Source organism: Brevundimonas sp. P7753 (assembly GCF_013386595.1).
Classification (GTDB): Bacteria; Pseudomonadota; Alphaproteobacteria; order Caulobacterales; family Caulobacteraceae; genus Brevundimonas; species Brevundimonas bullata.
This window is the reverse complement of sequence record NZ_JACARP010000026.1, coordinates 498-25,248: the sequence shown is the minus strand read 5'-3', so window position 1 is coordinate 25,248 and position 24,751 is coordinate 498. Positions and strand designations below refer to the sequence as shown.

26 protein-coding genes are annotated in these 24,751 nt (G+C 68.2%); 8 read left to right on the top strand and 18 right to left on the bottom strand.

Annotated elements, in window-relative coordinates; genetic code table 11:
* Positions 1-99: 99 nt before the first annotated feature.
* Positions 100-1,491: an adenosylhomocysteinase gene (ahcY, locus tag HX774_RS06330; protein WP_178825240.1), complete on the bottom strand. Its 1,392-nt coding sequence runs from the start codon at positions 1,489-1,491 to the stop codon at positions 100-102.
* 229 nt (positions 1,492-1,720) lie between these two features.
* Here ahcY and HX774_RS06325 point away from each other — a divergent pair, with 229 nt between their 5' ends.
* Complete coding sequence (locus tag HX774_RS06325; RefSeq protein ID WP_178825239.1) at positions 1,721-3,208, top strand: globin-coupled sensor protein; 1,488 nt, start codon at positions 1,721-1,723, stop codon at positions 3,206-3,208.
* A gap of 64 nt (positions 3,209-3,272) precedes the next feature.
* Entirely contained in the window at positions 3,273-4,220 is a 948-nt protein-coding gene (locus HX774_RS06320) for an aspartyl protease family protein (RefSeq protein ID WP_178825238.1), read from the top strand.
* Between the two features lie 7 nt (positions 4,221-4,227).
* On the opposite strand, the gene HX774_RS06315 is transcribed toward HX774_RS06320, so the two are convergent.
* The gene (locus HX774_RS06315) at positions 4,228-5,943 is read right to left on the bottom strand and encodes a HAMP domain-containing sensor histidine kinase (RefSeq protein WP_255500159.1); all 1,716 of its coding nucleotides are present in this window, start codon (positions 5,941-5,943) and stop codon (positions 4,228-4,230) included.
* Between the two features lie 165 nt (positions 5,944-6,108).
* Between HX774_RS06315 and HX774_RS06310 the strand changes: the two genes are divergently transcribed.
* A complete protein-coding gene (locus HX774_RS06310; protein WP_114818204.1) occupies positions 6,109-6,546 on the top strand; it encodes a SufE family protein in 438 nt (145 codons plus the stop codon).
* A 354-nt stretch (positions 6,547-6,900) separates the two neighbouring features.
* On the opposite strand, the gene HX774_RS06305 is transcribed toward HX774_RS06310, so the two are convergent.
* The 10 genes from HX774_RS06305 to HX774_RS06260 all read right to left on the bottom strand — a co-directional run bounded on the left by HX774_RS06305 (position 6,901) and on the right by HX774_RS06260 (position 14,347).
* Positions 6,901-8,106 carry a divergent polysaccharide deacetylase family protein gene (locus tag HX774_RS06305; protein WP_178825267.1) on the bottom strand — a complete coding sequence of 402 codons (1,206 nt, stop codon included), beginning with the start codon at positions 8,104-8,106 and terminating at the stop codon, positions 6,901-6,903.
* 152 nt (positions 8,107-8,258) lie between these two features.
* Positions 8,259-9,644, bottom strand: coding sequence for a S41 family peptidase (locus tag HX774_RS06300; protein WP_178825237.1), 1,386 nt, complete (start codon positions 9,642-9,644; stop codon positions 8,259-8,261).
* 134 nt (positions 9,645-9,778) lie between these two features.
* Positions 9,779-10,825, bottom strand: a complete 1,047-nt coding sequence (locus tag HX774_RS06295) for a murein hydrolase activator EnvC (protein WP_255500157.1) — start codon at positions 10,823-10,825, stop codon at positions 9,779-9,781.
* A gap of 47 nt (positions 10,826-10,872) precedes the next feature.
* Positions 10,873-11,337 carry a 23S rRNA (pseudouridine(1915)-N(3))-methyltransferase RlmH gene (gene rlmH / locus HX774_RS06290; protein ID WP_178825235.1) on the bottom strand — a complete coding sequence of 155 codons (465 nt, stop codon included), beginning with the start codon at positions 11,335-11,337 and terminating at the stop codon, positions 10,873-10,875.
* Between the two features lie 20 nt (positions 11,338-11,357).
* Positions 11,358-11,789 carry a ribosome silencing factor gene (rsfS, locus tag HX774_RS06285; protein WP_114816741.1) on the bottom strand — a complete coding sequence of 144 codons (432 nt, stop codon included), beginning with the start codon at positions 11,787-11,789 and terminating at the stop codon, positions 11,358-11,360.
* Positions 11,790-11,906: 117 nt separating this feature from the next.
* Positions 11,907-12,581 carry a nicotinate-nucleotide adenylyltransferase gene (locus HX774_RS06280; RefSeq protein ID WP_370523358.1) on the bottom strand — a complete coding sequence of 225 codons (675 nt, stop codon included), beginning with the start codon at positions 12,579-12,581 and terminating at the stop codon, positions 11,907-11,909.
* A gap of 102 nt (positions 12,582-12,683) precedes the next feature.
* Positions 12,684-13,301, bottom strand: a complete 618-nt coding sequence (locus HX774_RS06275) for a DUF6655 family protein (protein ID WP_114816742.1) — start codon at positions 13,299-13,301, stop codon at positions 12,684-12,686.
* A gap of 1 nt (position 13,302) precedes the next feature.
* Entirely contained in the window at positions 13,303-13,743 is a 441-nt protein-coding gene (locus tag HX774_RS06270; protein WP_178825234.1) for a VOC family protein, read from the bottom strand.
* A 3-nt stretch (positions 13,744-13,746) separates the two neighbouring features.
* Entirely contained in the window at positions 13,747-13,983 is a 237-nt protein-coding gene (locus HX774_RS06265; protein WP_178825233.1) for a zinc-finger domain-containing protein, read from the bottom strand.
* A 58-nt stretch (positions 13,984-14,041) separates the two neighbouring features.
* Entirely contained in the window at positions 14,042-14,347 is a 306-nt protein-coding gene (locus HX774_RS06260; protein WP_178825232.1) for a hypothetical protein, read from the bottom strand.
* A gap of 186 nt (positions 14,348-14,533) precedes the next feature.
* Between HX774_RS06260 and HX774_RS06255 the strand changes: the two genes are divergently transcribed.
* Positions 14,534-15,508, top strand: a complete 975-nt coding sequence (locus HX774_RS06255; protein ID WP_178825231.1) for an ABC transporter ATP-binding protein — start codon at positions 14,534-14,536, stop codon at positions 15,506-15,508.
* Between the two features lie 134 nt (positions 15,509-15,642).
* Here the strand turns inward: HX774_RS06255 and HX774_RS06250 are convergent, their stop codons facing one another.
* The gene (locus tag HX774_RS06250) at positions 15,643-16,050 is read right to left on the bottom strand and encodes a Tat pathway signal protein (protein ID WP_178825230.1); all 408 of its coding nucleotides are present in this window, start codon (positions 16,048-16,050) and stop codon (positions 15,643-15,645) included.
* Positions 16,051-16,126: 76 nt separating this feature from the next.
* Here HX774_RS06250 and HX774_RS06245 point away from each other — a divergent pair, with 76 nt between their 5' ends.
* Positions 16,127-16,609, top strand: a complete 483-nt coding sequence (locus HX774_RS06245) for an RNA pyrophosphohydrolase (protein WP_178825229.1) — start codon at positions 16,127-16,129, stop codon at positions 16,607-16,609.
* A 231-nt stretch (positions 16,610-16,840) separates the two neighbouring features.
* Here the strand turns inward: HX774_RS06245 and HX774_RS06240 are convergent, their stop codons facing one another.
* The 5 genes from HX774_RS06240 to HX774_RS06220 all read right to left on the bottom strand — a co-directional run bounded on the left by HX774_RS06240 (position 16,841) and on the right by HX774_RS06220 (position 21,743).
* Positions 16,841-17,110 (bottom strand): ATP synthase F1 subunit epsilon, encoded by a 270-nt coding sequence (locus HX774_RS06240; RefSeq protein WP_178825228.1) that lies wholly within the window; start codon positions 17,108-17,110, stop codon positions 16,841-16,843.
* 3 nt (positions 17,111-17,113) lie between these two features.
* A complete protein-coding gene (atpD, locus tag HX774_RS06235; protein WP_178825227.1) occupies positions 17,114-18,652 on the bottom strand; it encodes a F0F1 ATP synthase subunit beta in 1,539 nt (512 codons plus the stop codon).
* 37 nt (positions 18,653-18,689) lie between these two features.
* Positions 18,690-19,559 (bottom strand): F0F1 ATP synthase subunit gamma, encoded by an 870-nt coding sequence (locus HX774_RS06230; protein ID WP_114816751.1) that lies wholly within the window; start codon positions 19,557-19,559, stop codon positions 18,690-18,692.
* Between the two features lie 30 nt (positions 19,560-19,589).
* Positions 19,590-21,122: a F0F1 ATP synthase subunit alpha gene (gene atpA, locus HX774_RS06225; RefSeq protein WP_114816752.1), complete on the bottom strand. Its 1,533-nt coding sequence runs from the start codon at positions 21,120-21,122 to the stop codon at positions 19,590-19,592.
* Between the two features lie 66 nt (positions 21,123-21,188).
* Positions 21,189-21,743, bottom strand: coding sequence for a F0F1 ATP synthase subunit delta (locus tag HX774_RS06220; protein WP_178825226.1), 555 nt, complete (start codon positions 21,741-21,743; stop codon positions 21,189-21,191).
* 228 nt (positions 21,744-21,971) lie between these two features.
* On the opposite strand from HX774_RS06220, the gene HX774_RS06215 reads away from it, so the two are divergent.
* The 3 genes from HX774_RS06215 to HX774_RS06205 are packed head-to-tail and all read left to right on the top strand — an operon-like array spanning position 21,972 to position 24,674.
* Entirely contained in the window at positions 21,972-22,976 is a 1,005-nt protein-coding gene (locus HX774_RS06215) for a cation diffusion facilitator family transporter (protein WP_178825224.1), read from the top strand.
* Between the two features lie 55 nt (positions 22,977-23,031).
* A complete protein-coding gene (locus tag HX774_RS06210) occupies positions 23,032-23,859 on the top strand; it encodes a TerC family protein (RefSeq protein ID WP_178825222.1) in 828 nt (275 codons plus the stop codon).
* Positions 23,860-23,885: 26 nt separating this feature from the next.
* Positions 23,886-24,674 carry a glutaminyl-peptide cyclotransferase gene (locus tag HX774_RS06205; protein WP_178825262.1) on the top strand — a complete coding sequence of 263 codons (789 nt, stop codon included), beginning with the start codon at positions 23,886-23,888 and terminating at the stop codon, positions 24,672-24,674.
* The last annotated feature ends 77 nt before the right edge of the window (positions 24,675-24,751 follow it).

Sequence of the window (24,751 nt, the reverse complement as noted above, 5' to 3'; positions counted from 1 at the left end):
CCTACGGCTGCGGCCGGGATGACGGGCAAGATGACGCCCAAAGAAAAGCCCCGCGTCGGCGACGACGCGGGGCTTCTGCATTCAGACCTTCACCGGGTCCTAGTAGCGGTAGTGTTCCGGCTTGAACGGACCGTCGGTGGGGACCGAGATGTAGTCGGCCTGTTCCTGGGTCAGTTGGGTCAGCTTAGCGCCGAGCTTGGCCAGGTGGAGGAAGGCGACCTTCTCATCCAGGTGCTTGGGCAGGGTGTAGACCTGGTTCTGATAGGACTTGGCGTTGGTCCACAGTTCGATCTGGGCCAGGGTCTGGTTGGTGAAGGAGGCCGACATCACGAAGGACGGGTGGCCCGTGGCGTTGCCCAGGTTCACCAGACGGCCTTCCGACAGCAGGATGATCTTCTTGCCGTCCGGGAACTCGATGTGGTGGACCTGAGGCTTGATCTCGTCCCACTTGAAGTTCTTCAGGGCGGCGACCTGAATTTCCGAGTCGAAGTGGCCGATGTTGCAGACGATGGCGTTGTTGCGCATCGCCCGCATGTGCTCGAGGCGGATGACGTCCTTGTTGCCCGTCGTGGTGACGAAGATGTCGGCCTTGTCGGCGACGTCTTCCAGGGTCTGGACCTCATAGCCTTCCATGGCGGCTTGCAGGGCGCAGATCGGGTCGATTTCGGTGACGATGACGCGGGCGCCGCCGTTGCGCAGCGAAGCGGCCGAACCCTTGCCCACGTCGCCGTAGCCGCAGACCACGGCGACCTTGCCCGACAGCATGACATCGGTGCCGCGACGGATGGCGTCGACCAGGCTCTCACGGCAGCCGTAGAGGTTGTCGAACTTGGACTTGGTGACGCTGTCGTTGACGTTGATGGCCGGGAACGGCAGCTCGCCGCGCTCGGCCATCTGATACAGGCGGTGCACGCCCGTGGTCGTCTCTTCCGACACGCCGCCGATGGCGTCGCGAATGGCCGAGTAGAAGCCGGGCTTTTCGGCGATGTAGCGCTTCATCACCTTGTAGAGGGCTTCTTCTTCCTCGTTCTGCGGGTTCGACAGGACCGAGATGTCCTTCTCGGCCTTGGGGCCAAGCACGCACAGCAGGGTGGCGTCGCCGCCGTCGTCGAGGATCAGGTTCGGATAGCCGCCGTCAGCCCATTCGAAGATCTTGTGGGCGTAGTCCCAGTATTCTTCCAGGGTCTCGCCCTTGGTGGCGAAGACCGGCGTGCCGGCGGCGGCGATGGCGGCGGCGGCGTGGTCCTGGGTCGAGAAGATGTTGCACGAGGCCCAGCGTACTTCAGCGCCCAGAGCTTCCAGCGTCTGGATCAGAACCGCCGTCTGGATGGTCATGTGCAGGCTGCCGGCGATGCGGGCGCCCTTCAGCGGCTGGGCGGCGCCGAACTCGTCGCGCAGCGCCATCAGGCCCGGCATTTCGGTTTCGGCGATGGCGATTTCCTTGTTGCCGAAGTCGGCCAGGGAAATGTCGCGAACGATGTAGTCGGTCATGCAGGGGTTCTCGCGGCGAGGATTTTCAACGTGTCGCTATAGCGCGGCCCGTCCGCCGGAGCAATCAACCCATAAGGATATCTTTATATGACACTCAGCGCCGACACTTGCGGGCGCCTAAGGGATTCTACGCACCCCTCTCTTAAGGGCCGCAATACCCCTAAGCTTCAAAGGGATAAGCAGGCGCGCTCCCCTGCGCCTGAGTAGCGTTGCGTAGAGAACCTCGAATATGGCGGGCGAAGACATCGAACATCGCATGACTTTCATGGGCCTGGGCCCGGCCTCGGCAGGGTATCGGGCCATGGGTCCGCTGCTGCGCAAGGAAGCGCCCATCGCCCTGGCCGCCTTCTATGATCGGGTGCGCGCCGAGCCGACCACGCGTCGTTTCTTCCGTGACGAGACGCACATCAGCGCCGCCAGCAAGGCGCAGGAGCGCCACTGGGACGCCATCATCGACGGCCGCGCCGACGAGGACTACGCCAAGTCCGTGCGCACCATCGGCCATGTCCACGCCCGCATCGGCCTGGAGCCGCGCTGGTACATCGGCGGCTACAGCGTCATCCTGGCCCACCTGACCCGCGCCATCGCCGAGCGCCCGCGGAAGTTCTGGGCCAAGAGGCGTGAGCACGACCGCGTCACCGCCGAAGCCGTCGCCGAGCTGACCCAGCGGGTCATGCTGGACATGGACCTGGCCATCTCCATCTATCTCGAAGTCCTGCAAGACCAGCGCGACAAGGTTCAGGCTGCGCATGACGAGGCCGAAGCGCGTCAGACCGAGGTGGTCCGCGCCCTGGGCGCCGCCCTGCACGATCTGGCCGAGAACGACCTGTCGACGACCATCCCCGGCGTCTTCCCCGAACAGTACCGCAGCCTGCAGAACGACTTCCACGCCGCGACCCGCGCCCTGCGCACCGCCGTGCGCGCGGTGGCCGACAGCGTCCAGAGCCTGAGCGCCGGGTCCAACCAGCTGGCGACCGCTTCCGAAGACCTGGCCAGCCGCACCGAGCGTCAGGCCGCCAACCTGGAGCGCACGGTCAACGAGGCCGACGCCATCGCCCGCGCCGTGGCCTCGACCGCCGACAACGCCCGCCAGACCGCCGAGGCCCTGGCCGCCGCCCGCATCGACGTCGAAGCCAGCAGCCAGGTGGTGGGCGAAGCCGTCGCCGCCATCCACGCCATCGCCGAATCCTCGACCGGCATCGCCCGCTTCACCAGCCTGATCGACGAGATCGCCTTCCAGACCAACCTGCTGGCCCTGAACGCCGGGGTCGAGGCGGCGCGCGCCGGCGACGCCGGTCGCGGCTTCGCCGTCGTGGCCCAGGAAGTCCGCGCCCTGGCGCAGCGTTCGTCCGAGGCCTCGGGCGAAATCCGCACCCTGATCTCGACGTCTTCCGCCCAAGTCGCGCGCGGGGTCGATCTGGTCGAACGCACCGGCGAGGCGCTGGAGCGGATCGGCGGTCGCGTGGTGGCCATCGACGGCCTGGCCAGCGGCATCGCCGGCTCGGCCCAGGACCAGGCCGAGGGTCTGGCCCGCGTCCGCCGCACCATGGGCGAGATGGACGACATCACCCAGCAGAACGCGGCCATGACCGAAGAAGCCACCGCCGCCGCCCGCCAACTGGCCAACGAAGCCGTCAGCCTGAACCAACAGGTCGGCCGCTTCCGTCTGGATCGCGATCTATCCCCGGCCCGGCCGCGACTGGTGGCCAATCAATAAGGCCCCTCTCGAAACGAACATTGTTTCGCTTGCGAAGGCGTCCGTCTGAGCGCCCAATGTTCGAATGGATGAGGTTCAACCGAAGCACGCCTTGGCCATCGACCGCAGACGGGTATTTTCGGGCGGGTTGCTTGTCTGCGCCCCGTTCGCCGGCTCGTCATCCGCGCAAGACCGCGCCGCCGAGTTCGGCACAAGCGGCCTTGATCGGGGGCGTGTCACGGTCCCGGTCCAGATCAATGACAGCCGCGCGCTGAAGTTCGCGGTGGACAGCGCCGCAAACTGTTCCGTCATCGCATCCGATCTCATTGCGCCCCTGGGCCTGGCTCTGGGCGAGACCCTGACGATGCACACCCTCGTCGGTCGTGAAGAAACGCCTTCAGTCCGGGCTGATCGCCTTCATAGCGATGCGCTGACCGCAAGGGGCGTGCGGCTGGCCGTCGGCAATCGACTAGCGATGGACGGCCTCGACGGCCTTCTGGGCGCCGACCTGCTCACTAACCATAGATTATTGCTGAATTTCAAAGGCCAGGCCAGGACGCGCATCGCCAGATCACGCAGCGTAGCCCGCGGCTTTTTTGATCCCGTCAATCCTTCCGCCCGCCTGAACGCCACGCCGCTTCCGCGCTTTGGCGATCTACTCTCCATCCCCATCCGCGTCGGATCGACGCCCGGGATAGGGATCATCGACTCGGGCGCCGGCGTCTCGGTGCTCAATCGCGCCGCAGCCGCCGCCGGACGCGCCACGCCTGCGGCGCTCGACGGCGGAGCCACAGGATCGAGGGTCCAGTCCCCTACCGGGCGGACCGCCCCGGTCGACGTGATGCTGCTCCCTGCCCTGGGCTTCGCCGGCGTGACGATTTCCCGCGTGCCTGTCCTGGTCGGCGATCTGCACACATTTGACATCTGGGGGGCCGCTGACAGGCCCGCCATGCTGATGGGCGTCGATATCCTGGGTCTGTTTGACAGCGTGATGATCGATCTGAAACGCGGCGAGTTCACTCTGAAGGTCTGACGGCGTCTCAGGCGCTGCGGTTCAGGGGAATGACCTCGGCCTCGCCCTCCATGGCGGGGCGGGCGACGACGACAGGCAGGCGGACGGTCACGGCGGTGCCCTCGCCCGGGGTGCTGTCGATGGCCATCGTCCCCTGGTGCAGTTCGGCCAGGGCGCGGACCAGCGACAGGCCCAGCCCCGTGCCCTGCGCCCTCTGTTCGGCGCCGCCCGCCTGCTCGAACGGGCGGCCCAGCCGGGCCAGGTCCTCGGGCGAAACGCCGACCCCAGTGTCGGCCACGTTCAGTTCCAGACTTTCGCCCAGGGCCTCGGCCGTGACAGTGACAGCCCCCCCGGACGGCGTGAACTTCACCGCATTGGACAGCAGGTTCAGCAGTATCTGCTTCACCGCCCGGCGATCAGCGGCGATGGTCAGGGCCTCGGGCGGCAGGACGGCGGCCAGATCGACGCCCTTGTCGTCGGCCTGCACCCGCACGAGAGCCAGGGCCGCAGAGACCGTCTCGCGCACATCGAAGCGCTCGATGTTGAGCTCGTAGCGATCCGCCTCGATGCGGCTGACGTCCAGCACGTCGTTGATCAGCTCCAGCAGATGGCCGCCGGCCTTGTGAATGGCCTCGGCATACTCGGCGTAGCGCGGCGGGATCGGGCCGAACAACTGCTGGCGCATGATGTCCGAGAAGCCGATCACCGCATTCAGCGGCGTTCGCAGTTCGTGGCTCATGTGGGCCAGGAAGCGCGACTTGCCGGCGTTCTGGGCCTCGGCCTCGGCGCGGGCGGCGTCGAGGCCGGCCTCGCGCGCATGTTGCAAGGTGGCGTCCAGCGCCACGGCGATCAGCCGCAGGGGTTCGCTCTGCCTCGCCTCCAGCCGCCGCAGGACCAGGAGGATGCGACGATCCAGCGCCAGACGCGGTGCAAAGCTCACCTGAGCCTCCGTCCCGGCGGCGGCCTTGGCCAGGGCGGCAAGAACAGCGGGGCGGTCAGGCGTATGGACGGCGGCGACCAGGCCCTCGTCGAACAGGGGGTCGACCGGCAAGGCCGCCGGGGCCGCGCCATAGGCGGCCAGGGCGGCGCCCGAGGCGTCCAGCACCAGGGTCAGACCGGGTTGGCCGGCCAGAACCGTCTCGACCTGGGCCACTGCGCCTTCGACGGCGGATCGACGACGCCCCTGGGCGCCGCCGCTGATCCGAAAGGCCAGGGCCGCCGCCCCCACGGTCAACAGGGCCGCGACGGTCGCCAGGCCGGGCGCCGTGTTGGGCGTCATGCCGGGCGCGACCTCGCTGACGCCCGCCGCCATCAGCCCCGCCAGCGCGGCGAGCGCCGATCCCAGCGCGCCGAACAGGACCCATGGCGAGAGCCCCAGCGCCACGACGGCGATCAGGGGCATGAAGACGAAGGCGCCCAGCGGCCCCGTCAGTCCTCCCGACAAAGCCGAGGCCGAGACGGCGGCCAGACACCAGGCCGCAAGCAGGGCGGCCCGCACCGAACGTCCGTCGCGGGCCAGCAGCAACAGCCCCAGCAAGCCCGGGGTCGCCATGGCCAGGGCCGCCGACGCCCCCAGGTCCAGGGCGCCGCCTGCGCCGCCGCGTCCCAGCCAGTCGCCCCCCAAAGCCATCAGGCCGACCGCCGCCGCCCATCCCGCGTGCCAGGCGGCCACGGCGGCGCCGTCCCGGGCGTCAGGCGCGTCGGGCGAACGGATCGGCTCGAACAGGGCGGGCGACGGCTTCAATCCGGGCCTTTGGGGCGGTGGGTCCAACCGTGCAGTCTAGACCTCGACCAAGGCCGACCAAAGGCCGCTCGCCTCGCGGGCGACTGTCCCAAAACGGCGCATGGTCAGACCTGAGGCGTGAGCGCGACGGTTGTCGTCCGCGTCGTCGGGGCCTATGTCGCACGCATGATCTCGACCGACGCCGTCCCCGCCCTGACCCTCGACGAAACCCTGGCCGAACTGGTCGAGGAGTTCGACCTGCTGGGCGATTGGGAGGGTCGGATCGAATACGTCATCGACCTGGGCAAGGGCCTGCCGCCTCTGCCGGAGCACGCCCGCGTCGAGGCCAACAAGGTCCCGGGCTGCGCCGCCCAGGTCTGGCTGTCGACCCGCCGCGCCGACGGCCGCCTGTTCTTCGACGCCGACAGCGACAGCGCCCTGTCCAAGGGCAATATCGCCCTGCTGCTGAAGCTCTACTCGGGCCGCCTGCCCGACGAGATCCTGGCCTTCGACGCCCGCGCGGCGCTGGATCGGCTGGGCCTGCCCGCCGCCCTCACCCGCCAGCGCGCCAACGGCCTGAACAGCATGGTCGGCCGGATTCGCGAAGCAGCGGCTCAGGGCTGATCCACAGCCTAGGCTTTTGCCCTCGAACACAAAAACCGACGTTGTCCACAAGACCTAACATTTGATGGCGACGACAGCCGACCGACGATGGCCCAATGCGCGCATGGAACCCTTGGGGGAAGCTGATCGCGCGATGGATGTGCTGTGGCGAGGCCTCTATGGCCAGCCCCTGCCGATCCGTGGTGCTGCGGCTTTGGCCCTCAAGGTCATCATCACCAGTGAGAGGCACAGATGGACAGCCGAATCCGCCGCAGACGCTCAGCCTGGACGCTCTCCCCCTTCGAAGGCCTGCTCCTGATCCTGGCCACCGCCTCGTTCGTCGGCGCCTGGCTGTCGGCGGTGTTGATCTAGCCGCTACCGCCCCGGACGGCGCGTCATGGCCGAGGCCGGGGCCAGTTGCAGGCCGCGCGCCTCAAGCCCGGCCGTCCAGCGGGCGGCGGCTTCGACGGTGACGGGATAGGAGAAACCGGTCCCCAAGGCGGCGCCGCGCGTCTTGGCGGCGGCTTCCAGGGCGTTGAGCTGACCCATGATGGCGGCCGGGCTCTGCTGTTCGTCGATGATGCGGTCGGCGCTGGCGCGGGCGAAGGCGCCGGGCTTCCTGCGCATGGAGCCGTCGTCCAGGAAGGCCACCCCCCGCTGACGCAGCACGGCCAACATGGCGCCCATGCCCTCGTCCGACGCAGCGAAGCGATCGCCCAGATAGTTGGTCACGCCGAAATAGCCGGTCGCGCGGCCCAGCAGCCAGTCCAGCTTGGCCTCCACGTCGTCGGCGCCGCCGCTGGACAGCAGGGTGTAGGGACCGGGATCGTTGTCGGGATAGCCGGTGGGCTCCATCGGCAGCTCGATCATCACCTCGTGACCCTGGGCGCGGGCCATGTCGATCCAGGCCTGAAGCCCTTCGGCATAGGGCACGAAGCTGAGCGTCACCTCGGCGGGCAGGCGCTCGATGGCGGCGCGGGTGGTGACGGCGTTCAGGCCCAGGCCGCCGACGACCAGGGACACCATGGGCTTGCCGTTCGAGCGGAAGGGGCGGGCATAGGCCTGGGCCGGGACGCGGCCGTCGGGCGCGATGCGCGGCAGGGGGCCGTTGGGGCCGGGCGAGAACAGGCCCGCGATCGGGGCCTTGGGCAGAGGATTCGACGGCGCACGAACGGGCGCGGCGATGGCCGAACCGCCCGCCACGCTGGCGCCGTCCGGCAGAGTGATCAGCGCCTCGCCCCCCGCGGCGCCATTGGGGTCCAGCAAAGCGGGATCGACGCCGGCCATGTCCTGATAAAGGTCCAGGCCGCTCATGGAGAAGGCGTCAGCGCCGGTGGGCGCAGGATCAGCTGCTGCGGCGGGGCGTTGCAGAGCCACCCGGGCCGAGGGCGCGCCTGCGCGCGGGTCGCCCATGACGGCCACGAACAAGGCCCCGGCGGCCAGAACGAAGAGGCCCGCAGACGCCACGGCGACCGGCGGCTTCCTCAGCGCGACGACGACGGTGTCGAGGTTGAAGCGCGACCGATCCTCCGGCGGCAGACCGGCGGCGGCGGCGAGGGCGGACTGGCGCTTGGCGAACATGGACAGGGCGGCGCTCGAACGACAGGGGCGGGAACTGGAGAACCACACGACGCGGCGCTCCTCGATCCTCACTTATCCCCAGCGCCGGTTAAGAAACCCTAACACCCCGTTCACCACGTTGACGTCCGCTCAGAAAATCGGGGCGACGCCGATCAGTCCGGCGTCGCATCGTCCGGCTTCGGCTCATCCACCTCAGCCGTCTCGAGCGGCTTGGAGCCCGGCGCAGTGACCACGACCGTGTCCGGCGCGGCGGCCAGCTTGGTCAGGTCGCCGCCCGCGCGCAGGACATCCAGCGCGCGTTGCAGCTGATAGTCCTTGGTCTTGTCGAAGTCCTTGCCGGGCGCCTCTTGCGGGGTGTGGGCGCCCTTGCGCTCGGCGCCGATGGAGGCGTCCAGCGCCGTGGCGTAGGCGGCTTCCGAATAGATGAAGCTGGAGCGCGAGACGATGCGGGCCTCGGCCTCGGAACGCGCGACCTCCAGGTCCGGCTCGATGCCGATCTTCTGGATCGAGCGGCCCGACGGGGTGAAGTAGCGCGCCGTGGTGATCGACAGGGCGCCGTCGGCGCCGCCGCGCAGCGGGATGACGGTCTGCACCGAGCCCTTGCCGAAGCTGGTCAGGCCGACGACCGTCGCCCGCTCCTGATCCTTGAGGGCGCCGGCGACGATCTCGGACGCCGAAGCGGATCCATAGTTGATCAGGACGACGACCGGCAGGCCGCCGCTCAGGTCGCCCGGCTTGGCGGCGTAGCGTTCGATGTCGTCCGGCTTGCGCCCGCGCTGGCTGACGATCTCGCCGCGTTCCAGGAAGGCGTCGGAGACGTCGATGGCCGCGGTCAGCAGCCCGCCGCCGTTGTTGCGCAGGTCCAGGACATAGCCCTTGATGCCGGGCTTCTCGCGCTTGAGGCGCTCGATGGTCTCGGTCAGCTCACGGCCGGTGTTCTCATTGAAGGTCGAGATGCGCAGATAGCCGAAGTCGCCTTCCAGACGGCCGGTGACGGATTCGACCTTGATGACCTCGCGGGTCAGGACCACCTCGCGGGGCTCCTCGCCGTCGCGCAGGAAGGTGACGGTGACGCTGGCGCCGATGGCGCCGCGCAGCTTCTCGGAGACCTCGGACACGGTCAGGCCGGCGGCGTTCTGGCCGTCGATGGCGCTGATGACGTCGCCCGCTTGGACGCCGGCGCGGCCCGCCGGACTGTCGTCCATCGGCGAGATGACCTTCACCAGACCGCCCTCGGAGGTGATGGTCAGGCCGACGCCGGAATACTCGCCCGTGGTCCGCTCGCGCAGGTCGCCATAGGACTTGGGCGGCAGATAGTTGGAGTGGGGGTCCAGCGCCGTCATCATGCCCGACAGCGCCGCCTCGATCAGCTTCTTGTTGTCGACCGGCACCACATAGGCTTGCTCGACGATGCCCAGCACGTCGCCGAACATCTGCAGCATGCGGAAGGTCTCGTTGCGCGGGGTCTGGCTGGCGACAGCCGCCGCCGATCCGCCCAGGGCCAGGGCGGCGCAACCGATGAGAAGCAGTTTACGCATTCGGTGTCTTTCCATCGGACCCGCTGGGGCTCCGGTCGTCCAGGGAGGCGCGGGCGCTCACACGCCGACGTCAGATGCGCCGATACAATCAGCGTCCGCGCGGATTTGAAAGGACTTTCGCGTACGAACAGCCCCTATTGCAGCCAGGGCGCCGGGTCGATGGGCCGTTCGTCGCGGCGCAGTTCGAAATAGGCCTCGCCGTCCTCGCCGGTGCGGCCCAGGGCCTGGCCGTCGGCGACGCGCTGGCCGGTGTCCACCGACAGCTGGTCCAGCCCCGCCACGACCACGCGCCAGCCGGGGCCGAGGTCCAGAATGACCACCTCGCCCCACTCCTTCAGCGGGCCGGCGTAGGCGACGCGAGCGGGGGCGGGGGCGGCGATGACCTCGTGGCTGGAACGCCAGCGCCAGCCGCTGGAGCCGCCGCCGAAGCGCTGCGACGGCGCGCCCTGCACCGGGGCGGTCAGGCGGCTGCGCCCGGCGGGCAGACGCGCGGCGGGGGCCTCGACGGCGGCCTCGGCGATGACCGGGGTCTGGCCGCCCAGTTCCCGGATGCGGGCCTCAAGGGCGCGCGTGGCGCGTTCGGCGCGGGCGGCCTCGGCGCGCAGGACGGCGCGCAGGGCGACCTTGCGCGCCGACAGGCTCTCGATCTCGGCCCGGCGGTCGCCCTGCGCGCTCTCGACGGTGAATAGGCGCTCGCTGGACAGGGCGGCCAGGCGGCGGATGCGGATCACCTCGGCCTGACGCTCGACCAGGGCCTTGGCGCGGCTTTGCAGCTCGGGCGTCATGGCGCGGATGAGGATGGAGGCGCGCACCGTATCGACCGCCTGGTCCGCCGGGATCAGCAGGGGCGGCGGCGGCTTGCGGCTCATCATCTGCAGGGCCGACAGCAGACGCCCCTGCCCGGCCCGCTCGCGGGACAGAGAGGCGACCAGAGCAGCCTCGCGGTCGCCCAGTTCCTTGAGGCGGGCGCGCTGGGACTCCATCTGCACGTCATCCTGGGCCTCGGCCCGGCGCAGCTCGGCCAGTTGCCGGTCCAGATCGACGACCTCGTCCCCCGCGGCGGCGGCCTCGGCGCGCAGACGGCGCGCGCGGGCGGTCTCGTCGCGGTACTCGGCCTGGAGCCGGGTCAGTTCAGGATTGGGCGCAGCCGCGCGCTGGCTCGACGCCGGGCCCGCCAGCATCAGCGCCAAGCCCGACGACACAAGAAGAAGCCCCGCCCCCCGGCGCATCAGTCGCGGTGATAGGGCGAGCCGGACAGGATGGTCACGGCGCGATAAAGCTGTTCGGCCAGCATGGCGCGGGCCAGGGCGTGGGGCCAGGTCTGGGGCCCGAAGGCGAGGGTCGAACGGGCGGCGCGGCGCACGCTCTCGTCCAGACCGTCGGCCCCGCCGATGGCGAAGACCAGGCGCCGCTCGCCCTGATCGCGCAGGGCCGCAATATGGTCGGCGAAGGCGCGGGACGAATAGGTCTTGCCCCGTTCGTCGCAAGCGATCAGGTGCGCGCCCTCGGCGGCGGCCAGGATCAGCTCGGCCTCGGGGGCCTTGCCGGACTTGCGGGGTTCGAGATCGACAAGCTCCAGCGGACCGAGCCCCAGCGGACGGCCCGCAAGGGTCGCCCGCCGGGCATAGTCATCGGCCAGAGCGGCCTCGGGACCGCGGCCCGGCTTGCCGATGGCCGCGATCGCCAGCTTCATAGGGTTAGCCTATCCGTAGATCAGGCGACGCCCGCGCCGCCGCGGTGGGCGCTGTCGATGGCCCAGATCTTCTCGATATTGTAGAAGGTGCGCACTTCGGGGCGGAACAGGTGGACGATGACGTCGCCCGCATCCAGCAGCACCCAGTCGCAGTGCGGCAGACCCTCGACCTTGACCTTGCCCAGGCCCATTTCCTTGAACAGGCGCAGCAGGTGGTCGGCCAGGGCGCCGACGTGGCGGTTGGACCGGCCGGAAGCCACGATCATGGCGTCGGACATCGGGCTTTTGCCGCGCAGGTCGATCAGGACCATGTCGAGGGCTTTATCGTCGTCCAGCTTGGCGATGATGGCGCGTTCCAGATCGGATTGGCCGACCGGAAGGGCCTGATCACCGCTACTGGGACCGCCTTCTGCCTGACCGTCGTCGGAATGGACGGAATCGATCGGGTCCATTTCATGGGCCGCGTTGGAAACGGCGGCGTTTTGCGCATCGTGCGCGGGCGAGGGGGTCAGCGGAGGGCTCCGGGGAGATTACTAAAGGCGGCAACCTAGCACATCTCGCCGGAAAGGTCACCCACCGCCGGGACTCTGCGCCTCGCCCCGCCGGATCGCCGTCGAGGAGCGCGGATTCAGCGGCGCCGTCAGATAGGTCCAGGCCGGCGCCTGCAAGCTGGGCAGCAGCCCGGCCTGGGCCGCCGGAATGCGGAAACGGGCGAAGCGGGCGGCGGCGGGCGCGGTGCGACTGTCCAGCTGGCTGCCCGGCCGCGCGACCACGGCGACGGGCATCAGCCGCATGATGTCGGTCCAGCCCCGCCAGCGATGGAAGCTGGCCAGATTGTCCGACCCCATCAGCCAGACGAACTTGACCCCCGGATAGCGGGCGGTCAGCGCCCGCACGGTGTCGACGGTCCAGCGCGTGCCGATGCGGGTCTCGAAATCCGAGACGATCATGGCGGGTCCGACCGTGGCGGCGGCGGCGCGGGCCGAGGCCATGCGCTCGGAAAGCGGCGCGGTCTCGTGGCTGGATTTCAGCGGATTCTGCGGCGAGACCAGCCAGACCACCCGGTCCAGGCCCAGACGCCGCATCGCCGTCTCGGCCACATGGGCGTGGCCGTCGTGGGCCGGATTGAAGGAGCCGCCGAACAGGCCGACCTTCATGCCCGGATGCAGGTCCAGCCCGTCGCGCAGGGCGCCGGGTCGAGGGCCGAAGCCTTTCGGCGCGGGACCGGCGTGGAAGAAGGACAAGGGCGGCTCTTTGGCGGCGTCGATGAGAGGGCGGACTTATGCTCACCCGCGCCCTAACACGCGGCGACGGCCCTGTCTCGCTTCAGCAGACGGACGAAAGCCTTAGAACTCTTTCCAGCTGGAGCCCGGATCGCGTTCGCCCGGCTGAGCCAACTGCTGCCCCCAGGTCACGACCATCAGCGCCTTGTGACTGCGGATCTTGTACTGGCCGATCATGGGGGCGACGGCGCCGAGCGGCAGGCCGGTGCGGCCGTCGTAGAGGAAGCCGGAAAACTCGGCCACGCCCATGCGGTCGCGGTTGGAGTAGATCGACAGTTCGGGGATGGAGACGACGTTCAACGTCTCATTGATCGGCACCCGCATGTCGGGGATGCCGAAGACCCGGCGCATCTGCTCCAGCGACAGGGCGCCGGCGCGGACCTCGAAGATGGCGTCGGCGCTGTCGCGGTCGCGGCTGATGGCGTAACCCGCGTCCGACAGGGCGGCGCGGATGGCGCTGAGCGCATAGCGGGCGTTCTCGGCCTGGAAATAGGTCTCGTCGATGAAGACCCGCGCGCCTTGCGGGATCGGCAGGGTCAGGCCCTCGACCGCCCGGTCGGCGGCGCGGTTGACCAGCAGCATGTCGGTCGCCGTCCGCGCCGGATTGGTCTCGGTCACGGAGGCGCAACCGGCCAGGACGGCGGTCGCGGCCAGCAGGACGATCAGGCGCGCCGTGGTCAAATCACCAGGCTCCGACGTTGGGCATGGAGGCCCAGGGCTCGGTCGGGGCCAGACGTTGGCCGCCTTGCAGCAGCTCGATCGAGATGCCGTCGGGCGAGCGGACGAAAGCCATATGGCCGTCGCGCGGGGGACGATTGATCACGACCCCGCCGTCCATCAGACGCTGGCAGGCGGCGTAGATGTCCTCGACCTCGAAGGCCAGGTGGCCGAAGTTGCGGCCGCCCTGATAGTCCTCGGGATCCCAGTTGAAGGTCAGCTCGACCTCAGGCGACTTCTCCGCCTCGGCGCGCGTCTGGTCCTGGGGGGCGGCCAGATAGATCAGGCTGAAACGCCCGGCCTCAGAGTCCATCCGGCGCGTCTGCACCAGACCCAGCAGGTCGCGGTAGAAGTGCAGCGACGCCTCCAGGTCCTTCACGCGGACCATGGTATGCAGATAGCGCATGGCTCAGTGGGCCTCGGGCGGGCGGGCCGCCGGGTCGAGGTATTCGTTCTCGGGGTGCGCATGGGCCGACAGGACGAAGCGGCGGTCGCAGTAGCCGCACTCGACGAAGTCGTCCTCGCCCATCTCCAAATAGACCAGGGGGTGACCGAGGACGCCGCCGCCGTCGCAGGCGACGCGCTTGGACGAGACCACGATCTCTTCGGGCGGGCGGATGACGGCGTCGGTATGGCGGGGAGGCATGGGGTCCGGTCCAGTCTGGAAAGGCTCGCGCCGTTCCTAGAAGGACCGGACCTTTAGGTCAAACCTCGGAGGCCTGAGTGGCGGCCGGGCGCTGGCGGCGGAACAGCCTGTCCAGCATGGCCTTGCGCTTCTTGAACAGGGTCAGGCCCAAGCAGCCGGCCCCGACCCACAGGCCGATCTCGCCGATCAGGGCGGCGACGGCGGCCAGCAGGGCCGCATGGGTCATGTCCAGATGACCAAGCTTGCCCGCCAGCAGGGCCAGACCCATGCCGGTGTAGCCGACGGCGCAGACGCCCAGGGCGGCGAAGCCGATCAGGCGGGTGCGGGTCAGGGGTTTCTTCATCTGGACTGGCAGGGCGGTCATGAGCGTCTCTCCATCAAGGAAGGCTGTCTTTATGACAAGGAAACTAGACACCCTGAAAACTGAAGTCAAGCGTCATTTACACAAAGACATGAAACCTTGTCTCCTCGTCGCACAACAGCGCCTTGGCGAACCGCACTTCGCCCCCTACCTATGCCGCACGCTTCCGCCGTCCGAGTGAACCCCCGCATGACCGAGACCCCTGCCCTGCCCGTCAACGCCATCGAGGTGCGGGGCCTGAAGAAGACCTATGCGGGCAACAAGAAGTCGCCGGCCAAGACCGCCCTGCGCGGCGTCGACCTGACGGTGCCGCGCGGCTCGATGTTCGGGCTTCTGGGCCCCAACGGCGCGGGCAAGTCGACCCTGATCAACATCATCGCCGGGGTGGTGAACAAGTCCGAGGGCAGCGTCCGCATCTGGGACCGCGACATCGATCATGAGGCGCGCGACGCGCGTGCGGCCCTCGGCGTCGTGCCGCAGGAGATCGTCGCCGATGTCTTCTTCACCCCGCGCGAGGCGCTGGAGGTCCAGGCCGGCTTCTATGGCGTGCCCGCCAACGAGCGCCGCTCGGACGAGCTTCTGGCGGCGCTGGGCCTGTCGGACAAGGCCAACGCCTATGTCCGCGCCCTGTCCGGCGGCATGAAGCGCCGCCTGATGGTGGCCAAGGCCCTGGTGCACAATCCGCCCGTCCTGATCCTGGACGAGCCGACCGCGGGCGTGGACGTCGAGCTGCGCCGCCAGCTGTGGGACTATGTGCGCAAGATCAACGAGGAAGGCGTCACCGTCATCCTGACCACCCACTACCTCGAAGAAGCCCAGGAGCTGTGCGACACCATCGCCATCATCAACCGGGGCGAGGTCGTGGCCTGCGAGCCGACGCAGACCCTGCTGAAGCGGCTGGACACCCGCAACGTGGTGGTGACGCCGGAGACGCCGCAAGCGGTCCCGCCGGCTCTGACCGGCTTCACCGTCGCGCCCCGGGCCAACGGCGCCTTCGTCGTCACCTATCGCACCGGCGAGTCCAGCGTCGAGCAGGTGCTGGCGGCGGTGCGCGCGGCGGGCGTGACCATCAAGGACATCGCCACCGAGGACCCGGACCTGGAAGACGTCTTCCTGGCCATGACCTACGGCGACGCCAGCCGCCCCAGCCCGACGCAGGACTGAAAGTCACGTCATCCCGGAAGCGGCGCAGCCGCTATCCGGGACCGCAAGAAGCGCTGCCATTTCCCAATGTCGATGTCCTGGGCGGTCCCGGCTCTCCGCTGTCGCTTCGGCCGGGATGACGGATGGGCGAGACCTCAGACCACCATCACCGTGCCGAGCAGCAGCTTGGCCCCGGCCTTGCCCAGCACCCGGTCCGTGGCCGCCTGCAAGGCGCGGCTCAGCCATTCGACGTCCGGCGGGGCGCCGGGCAGGATGCGTTCGCCGGCCAGCCGCACCACCTCGTTATAGGCGGCGCTGAGGCGCGGCCGGGACTGGTCGGCGCGCGTGCGCAAGGCCTCGTCCGCCACGTCCACCCCGACCTCGACCGTCATCACCCCGCGTCGCCCGTCGCGGCGCAGGATGGTGGCCGTGGCCGTGGGCAGAGGGATATAGGCGTTGGCGGGCGCGCCTCCGCCGCTGCTCTTGCCCGACGCCTTCGCGGCCTCGGCGGCGGCGAGTGCGGAACCCAGGGCGGCGAGGCCGATCAATGCGCGACGATCCATGCCTCTGCCTATCCCCTCCCGGCTTAAGGCCCGGTTACGGCTGGCGGGGCGTCGCGCCTCGGCGTAATCGGGACGGATGAGCCAGACCGATCTTTCCGCCTATCGTCCCAATGTCGGGGTGGTGCTGTTCAACGCCGCCGGGCAGGTCTGGCTGGGCCGCCGCGCCAAGACGCCCGAGCCCTGGAACTGGCAGTTCCCGCAGGGCGGCGTCGACGAGGGCGAAGACCTGGAAGCCGCCGCTCTTCGCGAACTGCAGGAAGAGACCGGCGTCCGCTCGGTCGAGCTGCTGGGCCGCACCGGGGGCTGGATCGTCTATGACTTCCCCGAGGGCATGGGCGGACCCAAGGCGTGGAAGGGCTTCAAGGGCCAGAAGCAGGTCTGGTTCGCCTTCCGATTCACCGGCGAGGACTCCGAGTTCGATCTGGAAGCCCACGGCGAGCCCGAGTTCGACGCCTGGCGCTGGGGCGCGCTGGAGGAGGCCCCCGACCTGATCGTGCCCTTCAAGCGCGAGGTCTATCAGCAGGTGGTGGCGGCCTTCGAGGACCTGCCGAAGAGCTGAGGCCGACCAGCCCCCTATTCCGCCGTCATCCTCGGGCTTGACCCGAGGATCGAGCGCAGCGGCGCGCTCATACTTGCCGACGTCGTGCACACCGGCGACCCGATCCTCGGGTCAAGCCCGAGGATGACGGACAGTCTGCGCAAGCATCGCTGACGGACCAGGCCTACCGCCAACGAAAAAGGCCCCCCCGCCGAAGCGAGGGGCCCTGAGCTTGTCGATACCGCGGCGGGCTTAGCCCGCGACGATTTCCGAGGCTTCTTCGGCCAGGATGCTCAGACCCTCGCCGTTGACGTCGGCGAAGCCGCCCTTGACGTCGAAGCGACGACGCTGGGCGCCGTCATAGACCGTCACCACGCCTTCGCGCAGGGTGGTCATGAAGGGGGCGTGGCCCGGCAGGACGCCGAAATCGCCCTCGACGCCCGGGGCGTCGACCTGATCGACCGAGCCCGCGAAGATTTCGCGTTCCGGGGCGACCAGGGAGAAGTTCAGCTTGCCGGCCATGGTTTAGGCTTCCGCGGCCATCTTGGCCGCCTTTTCGACGGCTTCTTCGATGGCGCCGACCATGTAGAAGGCGGCTTCCGGCAGGTGGTCGTACTCGCCGTCCACGATGCCCTTGAACGAGCGGATGGTGTCCTTCAGCTCGACGAACTTGCCCGGCGAGTTGGTGAACTGCTCGGCCACGAAGAAGGGCTGCGACAGGAAGCGGCTGATCTTGCGGGCGCGCGACACGACCAGCTTGTCGTCTTCCGACAGCTCGTCCATGCCGAGGATGGCGATGATGTCCTTCAGCGCCTTGTACTGCTGCAGGATTTCCTGAACGCGGCGGGCGACGGTGTAGTGCTCTTCACCGATGACCAGCGGGTCCATGATGCGCGAGGTCGAGTCCAGCGGGTCCACGGCCGGGAAGATGGCCTGGGCCGCGATGTCGCGGTTCAGAACGGTCGTCGCGTCCAAGTGAGCGAACGAGGCGGCGGGCGCCGGGTCAGTCAGGTCGTCGGCGGGGACGTAGATGGCCTGGACCGAGGTGATCGAGCCCTTCTTGGTCGAGGTGATGCGCTCTTGCAGGTTGCCCATCTCGGTGGCCAGCGTCGGCTGATAGCCCACGGCCGAGGGGATGCGGCCCAGCAGAGCCGACACTTCCGAACCGGCTTGCGTGAAGCGGAAGATGTTGTCGACGAACAGCAGCACGTCCTTGCCTTCTTCGTCGCGGAAGTACTCGGCGATCGACAGGCCGGTCAGGGCGACGCGGGCGCGGGCGCCGGGGGGCTCGTTCATCTGGCCGTAAACCAGGGCGCACTTGGAGCCTTCGGTCGAGCCGTTGTTCTTGGCCGGGTCCACGTTCACGTTGGACTCGATCATCTCGTGATACAGGTCGTTGCCTTCGCGGGTGCGCTCGCCCACGCCGGCCAGAACCGAGTAACCGCCGTAAGCCTTGGCGATGTTGTTGATCAGTTCCTGCATGGTCACGGTCTTGCCGACGCCGGCGCCGCCGAACAGGCCGGTCTTGCCGCCCTTGGTGTAGGGGCAGATCAGGTCGATGACCTTGATGCCCGTGACCAGGATTTCCGACGAGGTCGACTGCTCTTCGAAGGTAGGCGCTTCGCGGTGGATCGGACGGTATTCCGTCGTCTTGATCGGACCGGCTTCGTCGATCGGCTGGCCGACGACGTTCATGATGCGGCCGAGGGTGCCCGGGCCGACCGGGGCCATGATCGACTTGCCGGTGTCCACGACGGGCTGACCGCGGGTCAGGCCTTCGGTGGTGTCCATCGAGATGGCGCGGACCATGTTCTCACCCAGGTGCTGGGCGACTTCGAGAACCAGGGTGAAGGGCTGGCCCGTCTTCTGGTCAATGTTCTGGGTTTCCAGCGCGTTCAGGATCGCCGGCAGGGCGCCGGTGAACTCGATGTCGACGACGGCGCCGATGACCTGGGCGATCTTGCCCGAGCCTGCGACTTGGCCTGCGACGGCGGCGGCTGCTGCCTTCTTGGGAGCGGCCGGCTTCTTGGCTGCGGTTTTCTTCGGGGCGGTGGTGTCGGTCATCGTGCGTGTCCGTATCGGAATGTCTGGCGTGTCGGGATCAGAGCGCTTCGGCGCCGGCGATGATCTCGATCAGCTCGGTTGTGATCTGGGCCTGGCGTTTGCGGTTGTACTGGAGCGTCAAGCTGTTGATGAGGTCGCCCGCATTGCGCGTGGCGTTGTCCATCGCAGCCATTTGCGCGCCGAAGAAACCAGCCTGGTTCTCCAGCAGGGCGGCCAGGATCTGCGTCGTCAGGTTGCGCGGCAGCAGGGTCTCGAGGATTTCCTCCTCGGACGGCTCGTACTCATAGAGCGCGCCCGCATCGGCCGAGGCGTCGACGTCGACTTCGGCCGGAGCCAGCTGACGCGACGACGGGACCTGCGAGATCACCGACTTGAACTGGCTGTAGAAGAGCGTGACCTTGTCGGCCTCATCCGCCTCGAACTTCTCGGCCAGCAGCTCCGCGATCGGCTGGGCCGCGTGCAGACCCACGGTCTTGTGCTCGCTCAGCTCGAAGGTCTTGACGACCTTGTCGCCGAACAGGCGGGTCAGCTGGTCGCGCGACTTGCGGCCGACGGCCACGATCTCGACCGTCTTGCCGTTGGCGATCAGGCTGTTGATGTGGTCCCGCGCAGCGCGGATGACGTTGGTCGAGAAACCGCCCGCCAGACCCTTGTCGGCCGTGGCGACGACGACCAGGTGCTTCTGGTCGGCGCCGGTGCCGGTCATCAGGCGCGGGCCGTCGTCGCCGACGCCGGCCGCCAGGTTGGCGATGACCGAAGCCATCCGCGTGGCGTAGGGGCGGGCGTTCTCGGCCTGCTCCTGCGCACGCTTCAGCTTGGCCGCTGCGACCATCTGCATGGCTTTCGTGATCTTCTGCGTCGCTTTGACGCTTCCGATCCGATTGCGCATTTCCTTGAGGCTGGCCATCCGGCGCTACTCTCGCTCTCTGGTCAGTGCTTAGGCGAAGGTCTTGGTGAAGGCGGCCAGGACGTCCTTGAGCTCGGTTTCGAGTTCCGGGGTCAGGGCCTTCTTGGTGCGGATGCCTTCCAGCAGCGAGGCGTGGTTCGAGTGAACCCGCGCCAGCAGCTCGCTTTCAAAGCGACCGATGTCCGAAACGGCGATGCCGTCCAGGTAGCCGCGCGTGCCGGCGTAGATCGAGACGACCTGCTCTTCGACGGCCAGGGGCGAGTACTGCGGCTGCTTCAGCAGCTCGGTCAGGCGGGCGCCGCGCGCCAGCAGCTTCTGGGTCGAGATGTCCAGGTCCGAGCCGAACTTCGCGAAGGCGGCCATTTCACGATACTGGGCCAGCTCGCCCTTAATCGAACCGGCGACCTGCTTCATGGCCTTGATCTGGGCCGAGGAGCCGACGCGCGACACCGAGATGCCGACGTTCACGGCCGGACGGATGCCCTGATAGAAGAGGTCCGATTCCAGGAAGATCTGGCCGTCGGTGATCGAGATCACGTTGGTCGGGATGTAGGCCGAGACGTCGTTGGCCTGGGTTTCGATGATCGGCAGAGCGGTCATCGAGCCCGAACCATAGTCCTCGTTCAGCTTGGCCGAACGCTCCAGCAGGCGGCTGTGCAGGTAGAAGACGTCGCCCGGATAGGCTTCACGGCCCGGCGGACGGCGCAGCAGCAGCGACATCTGACGATAGGCCACGGCCTGCTTGGAAAGGTCGTCATAGACGATCAGGGCGTGCATGCCGTTGTCGCGGAAGAACTCGCCCATGGCGGTGCCGGCGAACGGGGCCAGGAACTGCAGCGGGGCCGGTTCCGAAGCCGTCGCGGCGACGACGATGGTGTATTCCAGAGCGCCGGACTCTTCGAGGGTCTTGACGATCTGGGCCACCGTCGAGCGCTTCTGGCCGATGGCGACGTAGATGCAGTACAGCTTCGCCGACTCGTCTTCCGACTTGTTGACGTTCTTCTGGTTCAGGATGGTGTCGATGGCGATGGCGGTCTTGCCGACCTGACGGTCGCCGATGATCAGCTCGCGCTGGCCGCGGCCGACGGGGATCAGGGTGTCGATCGCCTTCTGGCCGGTCTGCATCGGCTCGTGAACCGACTTACGCGGGATGATGCCCGGCGCCTTGACGTCGACGCGGCGACGCTCGGTGAACTGGATCGGGCCCTTGCCGTCGATCGGCTCGCCCAGCGGGTTGACGACGCGGCCCAGCAGGCCCTTGCCGACCGGCACGTCCACGATTTCGCCCAGGCGGCGGACTTCATCGCCCTCGGCGATCTGCGCATCGGCGCCGAAGATCACGGCGCCGACGTTGTCGCGCTCGAGGTTCAGGGCCATGCCCTTCACGCCGGCCTTGGGGAATTCGACCATTTCACCGGCCTGGACGTTGTCCAGACCGTGGATGCGCGCAATGCCGTCGCCGACCGACAGCACCTGACCGACGTCGGAGACGTCGGCCTCGACGCCGAAGGAGGCGATCTGCGACTTGAGGATGGCCGAGATTTCGGCGGCGCGGATATCCATGATGGGTTCTCTGGCTTTCGTCTTCGGTGCGGACCGCTGGCCCGGCTTGAACTTTGAATTCGGGGCTTAGGCGCGCTTGAGCGCGAAGGTCATCTGGTCGAGCTTGGTCTTCAGCGAGGCGTCGAACAGTTTCGACCCCACCTTGACCTTCAGGCCGCCCAGGATCGACGGATCGACGCGGGCGGTCAGTTCGGGATCGCGACCCAGCGCCGTGCGCAGGGCCGTTTGAATGCTCTTGGTCTGGGCCGCCGACAGCGGCAGGGCCGAAACCACTTCGGCGGCGACCACGCCAGCCTTCTTGGCGTAGCGCGCCTCGAAGCCGGTGATCACGCCCGGCAGGTCGCCGGCGCGGCCGTTCTGGGCCAGCAGGCCGAGGAACCGCTTGGTCGTCGCATGGAATTTCGCCTTGTCGGCGATCGCCGACAGGCCCTTGCCCTGGTCGTCGGCGGAAATCACCGGCGACTTTGCAAGTCGGCGCAGGTCCGCGCTCTCCAGCCAGGCGGCCTTCAGCGAGGCGAGATCGCCGCGCACGGCGTCCAGCGCCCCCGTCTCGTCAGCGAGGTCGAACAGCGCCTGTGCATAGCGCCCACCGACTTCCGTCGTTCTGAAATCGTCCGCCACGTAATTAAGGTCCGCGATTTGAAGCGTTTGGGTCGAGTCCGGCCGCGATGTCTCGCGCCAGCCAAGGGCTTGAAATGCCAGTAGAAAGCACGCTGGGGACACATCTTTCGATGCATCCTTCGCTAAAGCCGCGCGGCTGATAACACGCAAGCCCCCCCGTCGCAACCGACGGGGACGGAACGATAAGGTCGCACCCGCGCTCTTTTTCACGCGCTGCTAGGGGTTTCGATGGCCGCCTCCTCTTCAAAGACCGTCATCTTCGCCGCCCTGGCGGGCAATACGGCCATCGCCGTCACCAAGTTCGCCGCCGCCCTGTTCACCGGCAGTTCGGCCATGATGAGCGAGGCGATCCATTCGACGGTCGACACCGGCAATCAGATCCTGCTGCTGATCGGGCTGAAGCGCGCCGCTCGCCCGGCCAGCGAAACCCACCCCTTCGGCCACGGGCTGCAGCTTTATTTCTACACCTTCGTCGTCGCCATCCTGATCTTCGGCCTGGGCGCCGTGATTTCGATCAGCCACGGCCTCGACCGCATCCGCGCGCCCGAGCCGATCGCGAATCCCTGGGTCAACTATCTGGTGCTGGGCCTGGCCATCCTGTTCGAGGGCGGCTCCTGGTGGGTGGCGCTGAGGGCCTTCAACCGCGAACGCGCGGGCCGCCCCCTGCTGCGCGCGGTGCAGGACAGCAAGGACCCCACCATCTTCACCGTCCTGTTCGAGGACACCGCCGCCCTGACCGGCCTGGTCATCGCCTTTGTCGGGGTGGTCGCCAGCCAGGCCTTCGACCTGCCGATTCTCGACGGCGTCGCCTCCGTGGCCATCGGCGGGGTGCTGGCCGTCACCGCCGCCTTCCTGGCCTTCGAAACTCAGAGCCTGCTGACCGGAGAAGCCGCCGATCCGGCCACGCGCCAGGGCATCGCCGCCCTGGCCGAGGCCGAGCCGGGCGTGGTCGGGCTGAACGACCTGCGCACCATGCATTTCGGGCCGGCGGAAATCCTGGTCGCCCTCAGCCTCGACTTTCAGGACGACCTGAGCGCCGCCGACGTCGAGAACACGGTGGCGCGGCTGGAGCACCGCATCCGCGCCGCCTACCCGCAGGCCGGCCGCATCTATATCGAGGCCCAGAGTCTGGCCGGTCATGCGGCCGCCCGCGAGGCCATGGCTCGCGACGGCCCCGGCGCCCTGGTCTCCGGCGCGCCGGGTGCGACGACGTCGCCTCCGACGCCCGCTTGATGCAACCTCACGATCCCGTTACCGCTTTAGGCCTACATCACAATCTGGAACCCCGATGCTTGAAAGCATAACCCCCCTGCTGAGCGACCCCGCCGCCTGGGCGGCTCTTGTGACCCTTGTGGTCATGGAGGTCGTTCTCGGCATCGACAACCTGATCTTCATCTCGATCCTGTCGAACAAGCTGCCGCCCGAGCATCGCCAGCGCACCCGCCGCATCGGCATCGGTCTGGCCCTGATCATGCGCCTGGGCCTGCTGGCCGCCATCGGCTGGATCGTCGGCCTGACGGCGCCGGTCTTCGACCTCGGCATTCATGGCGAGAGCTTCGACACCGCCTTCAGCTGGCGCGACCTGATCCTGATCGCCGGCGGTCTGTTCCTGGTGTGGAAAGCCACCAAGGAAATCCACCACGCCGTCGACGTCACGCCGTCGAACGACATGCTGGAGAAGGACAAGAAGGACGTCGTCATCAACAACGTCGGTTCGGCCATCATCCAGATCATCCTGCTGGACCTGGTCTTCTCGATCGACTCCATCCTGACCGCGGTCGGCATGACCGATCACGTGCCGATCATGATGGTGGCCGTGGTTATCGCCGTCATCGTCATGCTGCTGGCCTCGGACCCCCTGGCTGACTTCATCGACAAGAACCCGACCATCGTCATGCTGGCCCTGGGCTTCCTGCTGATGATCGGCGCAGTGCTGATCGCCGACGGCTTCGGCGTCCATGTGCCCAAGGGCTACATCTACGCCGCCATGGCCTTCTCGGCCCTGGTCGAGGTGCTGAACATGTGGTCGCGCAATGCGCAGATCAAAAAGAACCAGGCCGCAGAAGCCGCGCAAGCGGCCCTGAACAAGGCCGAAACCGCCGAGCCCGGCGTCTGATCGTGCGTCTCTGGCCGGTCCTGACGATGCTTCTGCTGGCGCTTCCCGCGTCGGCGGCGGCGCAATCGTCGGGGCCGGCCGCCTCTTCTGCTTCTGCTGCCGCCTCCCCCACCGCCGTCCCGGTCTATGGCTATGAGGTGGTGCGGACCTTCCCCCACGACCCGACCGCCTTCACCCAGGGCCTGGTCATTCGCGACGGCGTGCTGCTGGAAAGCACGGGCCGCGCCCCGTCCAGCGTCCGTCGTGTGCGGCTGGAAGACGGCGTCGTGCTGCAAAAGCACGAACTCGCCCCCGAATATTTCGGCGAAGGCCTGACCGAGATCGACGGTCGCCTCATCACCCTGACCTGGAACAACGGCGTCGGCTTCGTCTGGAACGCCGCCGACCTGAAGCCTATCGCCCGCTTCAACTATGCGGGCGAAGGCTGGGGCCTGACCCACGACGCGACGCAGCTGATCCTGTCGGACGGCTCGGCCGCCTTGCGCTTCCTCGACCCCGAGACCTTCGCCGAGACGGGCCGCGTCGCCGTCACCCTGAACGGCCGCCCGGTGCGCCAGCTGAACGAGCTGGAATGGATCGACGGGGAGGTCTGGGCCAATGTCTGGCAGACGAACTACATCCTCCGCATCGACCCGGCCTCGGGTCATGTGGTGGGGATCATCGACCTCAGCGGCCTGCTGCCTGCGGGAACGATCAAGGACCCGAACGACGACGTCCTGAACGGCATCGCCTGGGACGCGGCGACCCGCCGTCTGTTCGTCACCGGCAAGAACTGGCCCAGCCTGTTCGAGATACGGCTGACCGGGGCGCGCTGAGCGCCCCCCTCTCCCGGCGGGAGAGGGCTTGAGCGCCCGCAAGCGCAGCGAGCGGCTGCGCGAAAGGGTGAGGGGCT

Bases quoted from the DNA above. Each gene is read 5' to 3' on its own strand.
- HX774_RS06300 (WP_178825237.1), bottom strand. From the start codon at position 9,644: ATGCGTAAACTGCTTCTCATCGGTTGCGCCGCCCTGGCCCTGGGCGGA.
- rlmH (WP_178825235.1), bottom strand. From the start codon at position 11,337: ATGAAGCTGGCGATCGCGGCCATCGGCAAGCCGGGCCGCGGTCCCGAG.
- HX774_RS06230 (WP_114816751.1), bottom strand. From the start codon at position 19,559: ATGGCCAGCCTCAAGGAAATGCGCAATCGGATCGGAAGCGTCAAAGCG.
- HX774_RS06205 (WP_178825262.1), top strand. From the start codon at position 23,886: ATGCTTCTGCTGGCGCTTCCCGCGTCGGCGGCGGCGCAATCGTCGGGG.
- HX774_RS06310 (WP_114818204.1), top strand. From the start codon at position 6,109: ATGATCTCGACCGACGCCGTCCCCGCCCTGACCCTCGACGAAACCCTG.
- HX774_RS06295 (WP_255500157.1), bottom strand. From the start codon at position 10,825: ATGCTGGCGGGCCCGGCGTCGAGCCAGCGCGCGGCTGCGCCCAATCCT.
- HX774_RS06260 (WP_178825232.1), bottom strand. From the start codon at position 14,347: ATGACCGCCCTGCCAGTCCAGATGAAGAAACCCCTGACCCGCACCCGC.
- HX774_RS06325 (WP_178825239.1), top strand. From the start codon at position 1,721: ATGGCGGGCGAAGACATCGAACATCGCATGACTTTCATGGGCCTGGGC.
- ahcY (WP_178825240.1), bottom strand. From the start codon at position 1,491: ATGACCGACTACATCGTTCGCGACATTTCCCTGGCCGACTTCGGCAAC.
- atpD (WP_178825227.1), bottom strand. From the start codon at position 18,652: ATGACCGACACCACCGCCCCGAAGAAAACCGCAGCCAAGAAGCCGGCC.
- rsfS (WP_114816741.1), bottom strand. From the start codon at position 11,789: ATGGACCCGATCGATTCCGTCCATTCCGACGACGGTCAGGCAGAAGGC.
- HX774_RS06250 (WP_178825230.1), bottom strand. From the start codon at position 16,050: ATGGATCGTCGCGCATTGATCGGCCTCGCCGCCCTGGGTTCCGCACTC.
- HX774_RS06255 (WP_178825231.1), top strand. From the start codon at position 14,534: ATGACCGAGACCCCTGCCCTGCCCGTCAACGCCATCGAGGTGCGGGGC.
- HX774_RS06265 (WP_178825233.1), bottom strand. From the start codon at position 13,983: ATGCCTCCCCGCCATACCGACGCCGTCATCCGCCCGCCCGAAGAGATC.
- HX774_RS06215 (WP_178825224.1), top strand. From the start codon at position 21,972: ATGGCCGCCTCCTCTTCAAAGACCGTCATCTTCGCCGCCCTGGCGGGC.
- atpA (WP_114816752.1), bottom strand. From the start codon at position 21,122: ATGGATATCCGCGCCGCCGAAATCTCGGCCATCCTCAAGTCGCAGATC.
- HX774_RS06320 (WP_178825238.1), top strand. From the start codon at position 3,273: ATGGATGAGGTTCAACCGAAGCACGCCTTGGCCATCGACCGCAGACGG.
- HX774_RS06305 (WP_178825267.1), bottom strand. From the start codon at position 8,106: ATGTTCGCCAAGCGCCAGTCCGCCCTCGCCGCCGCCGCCGGTCTGCCG.
- HX774_RS06270 (WP_178825234.1), bottom strand. From the start codon at position 13,743: ATGCGCTATCTGCATACCATGGTCCGCGTGAAGGACCTGGAGGCGTCG.
- HX774_RS06245 (WP_178825229.1), top strand. From the start codon at position 16,127: ATGAGCCAGACCGATCTTTCCGCCTATCGTCCCAATGTCGGGGTGGTG.
- HX774_RS06240 (WP_178825228.1), bottom strand. From the start codon at position 17,110: ATGGCCGGCAAGCTGAACTTCTCCCTGGTCGCCCCGGAACGCGAAATC.
- HX774_RS06210 (WP_178825222.1), top strand. From the start codon at position 23,032: ATGCTTGAAAGCATAACCCCCCTGCTGAGCGACCCCGCCGCCTGGGCG.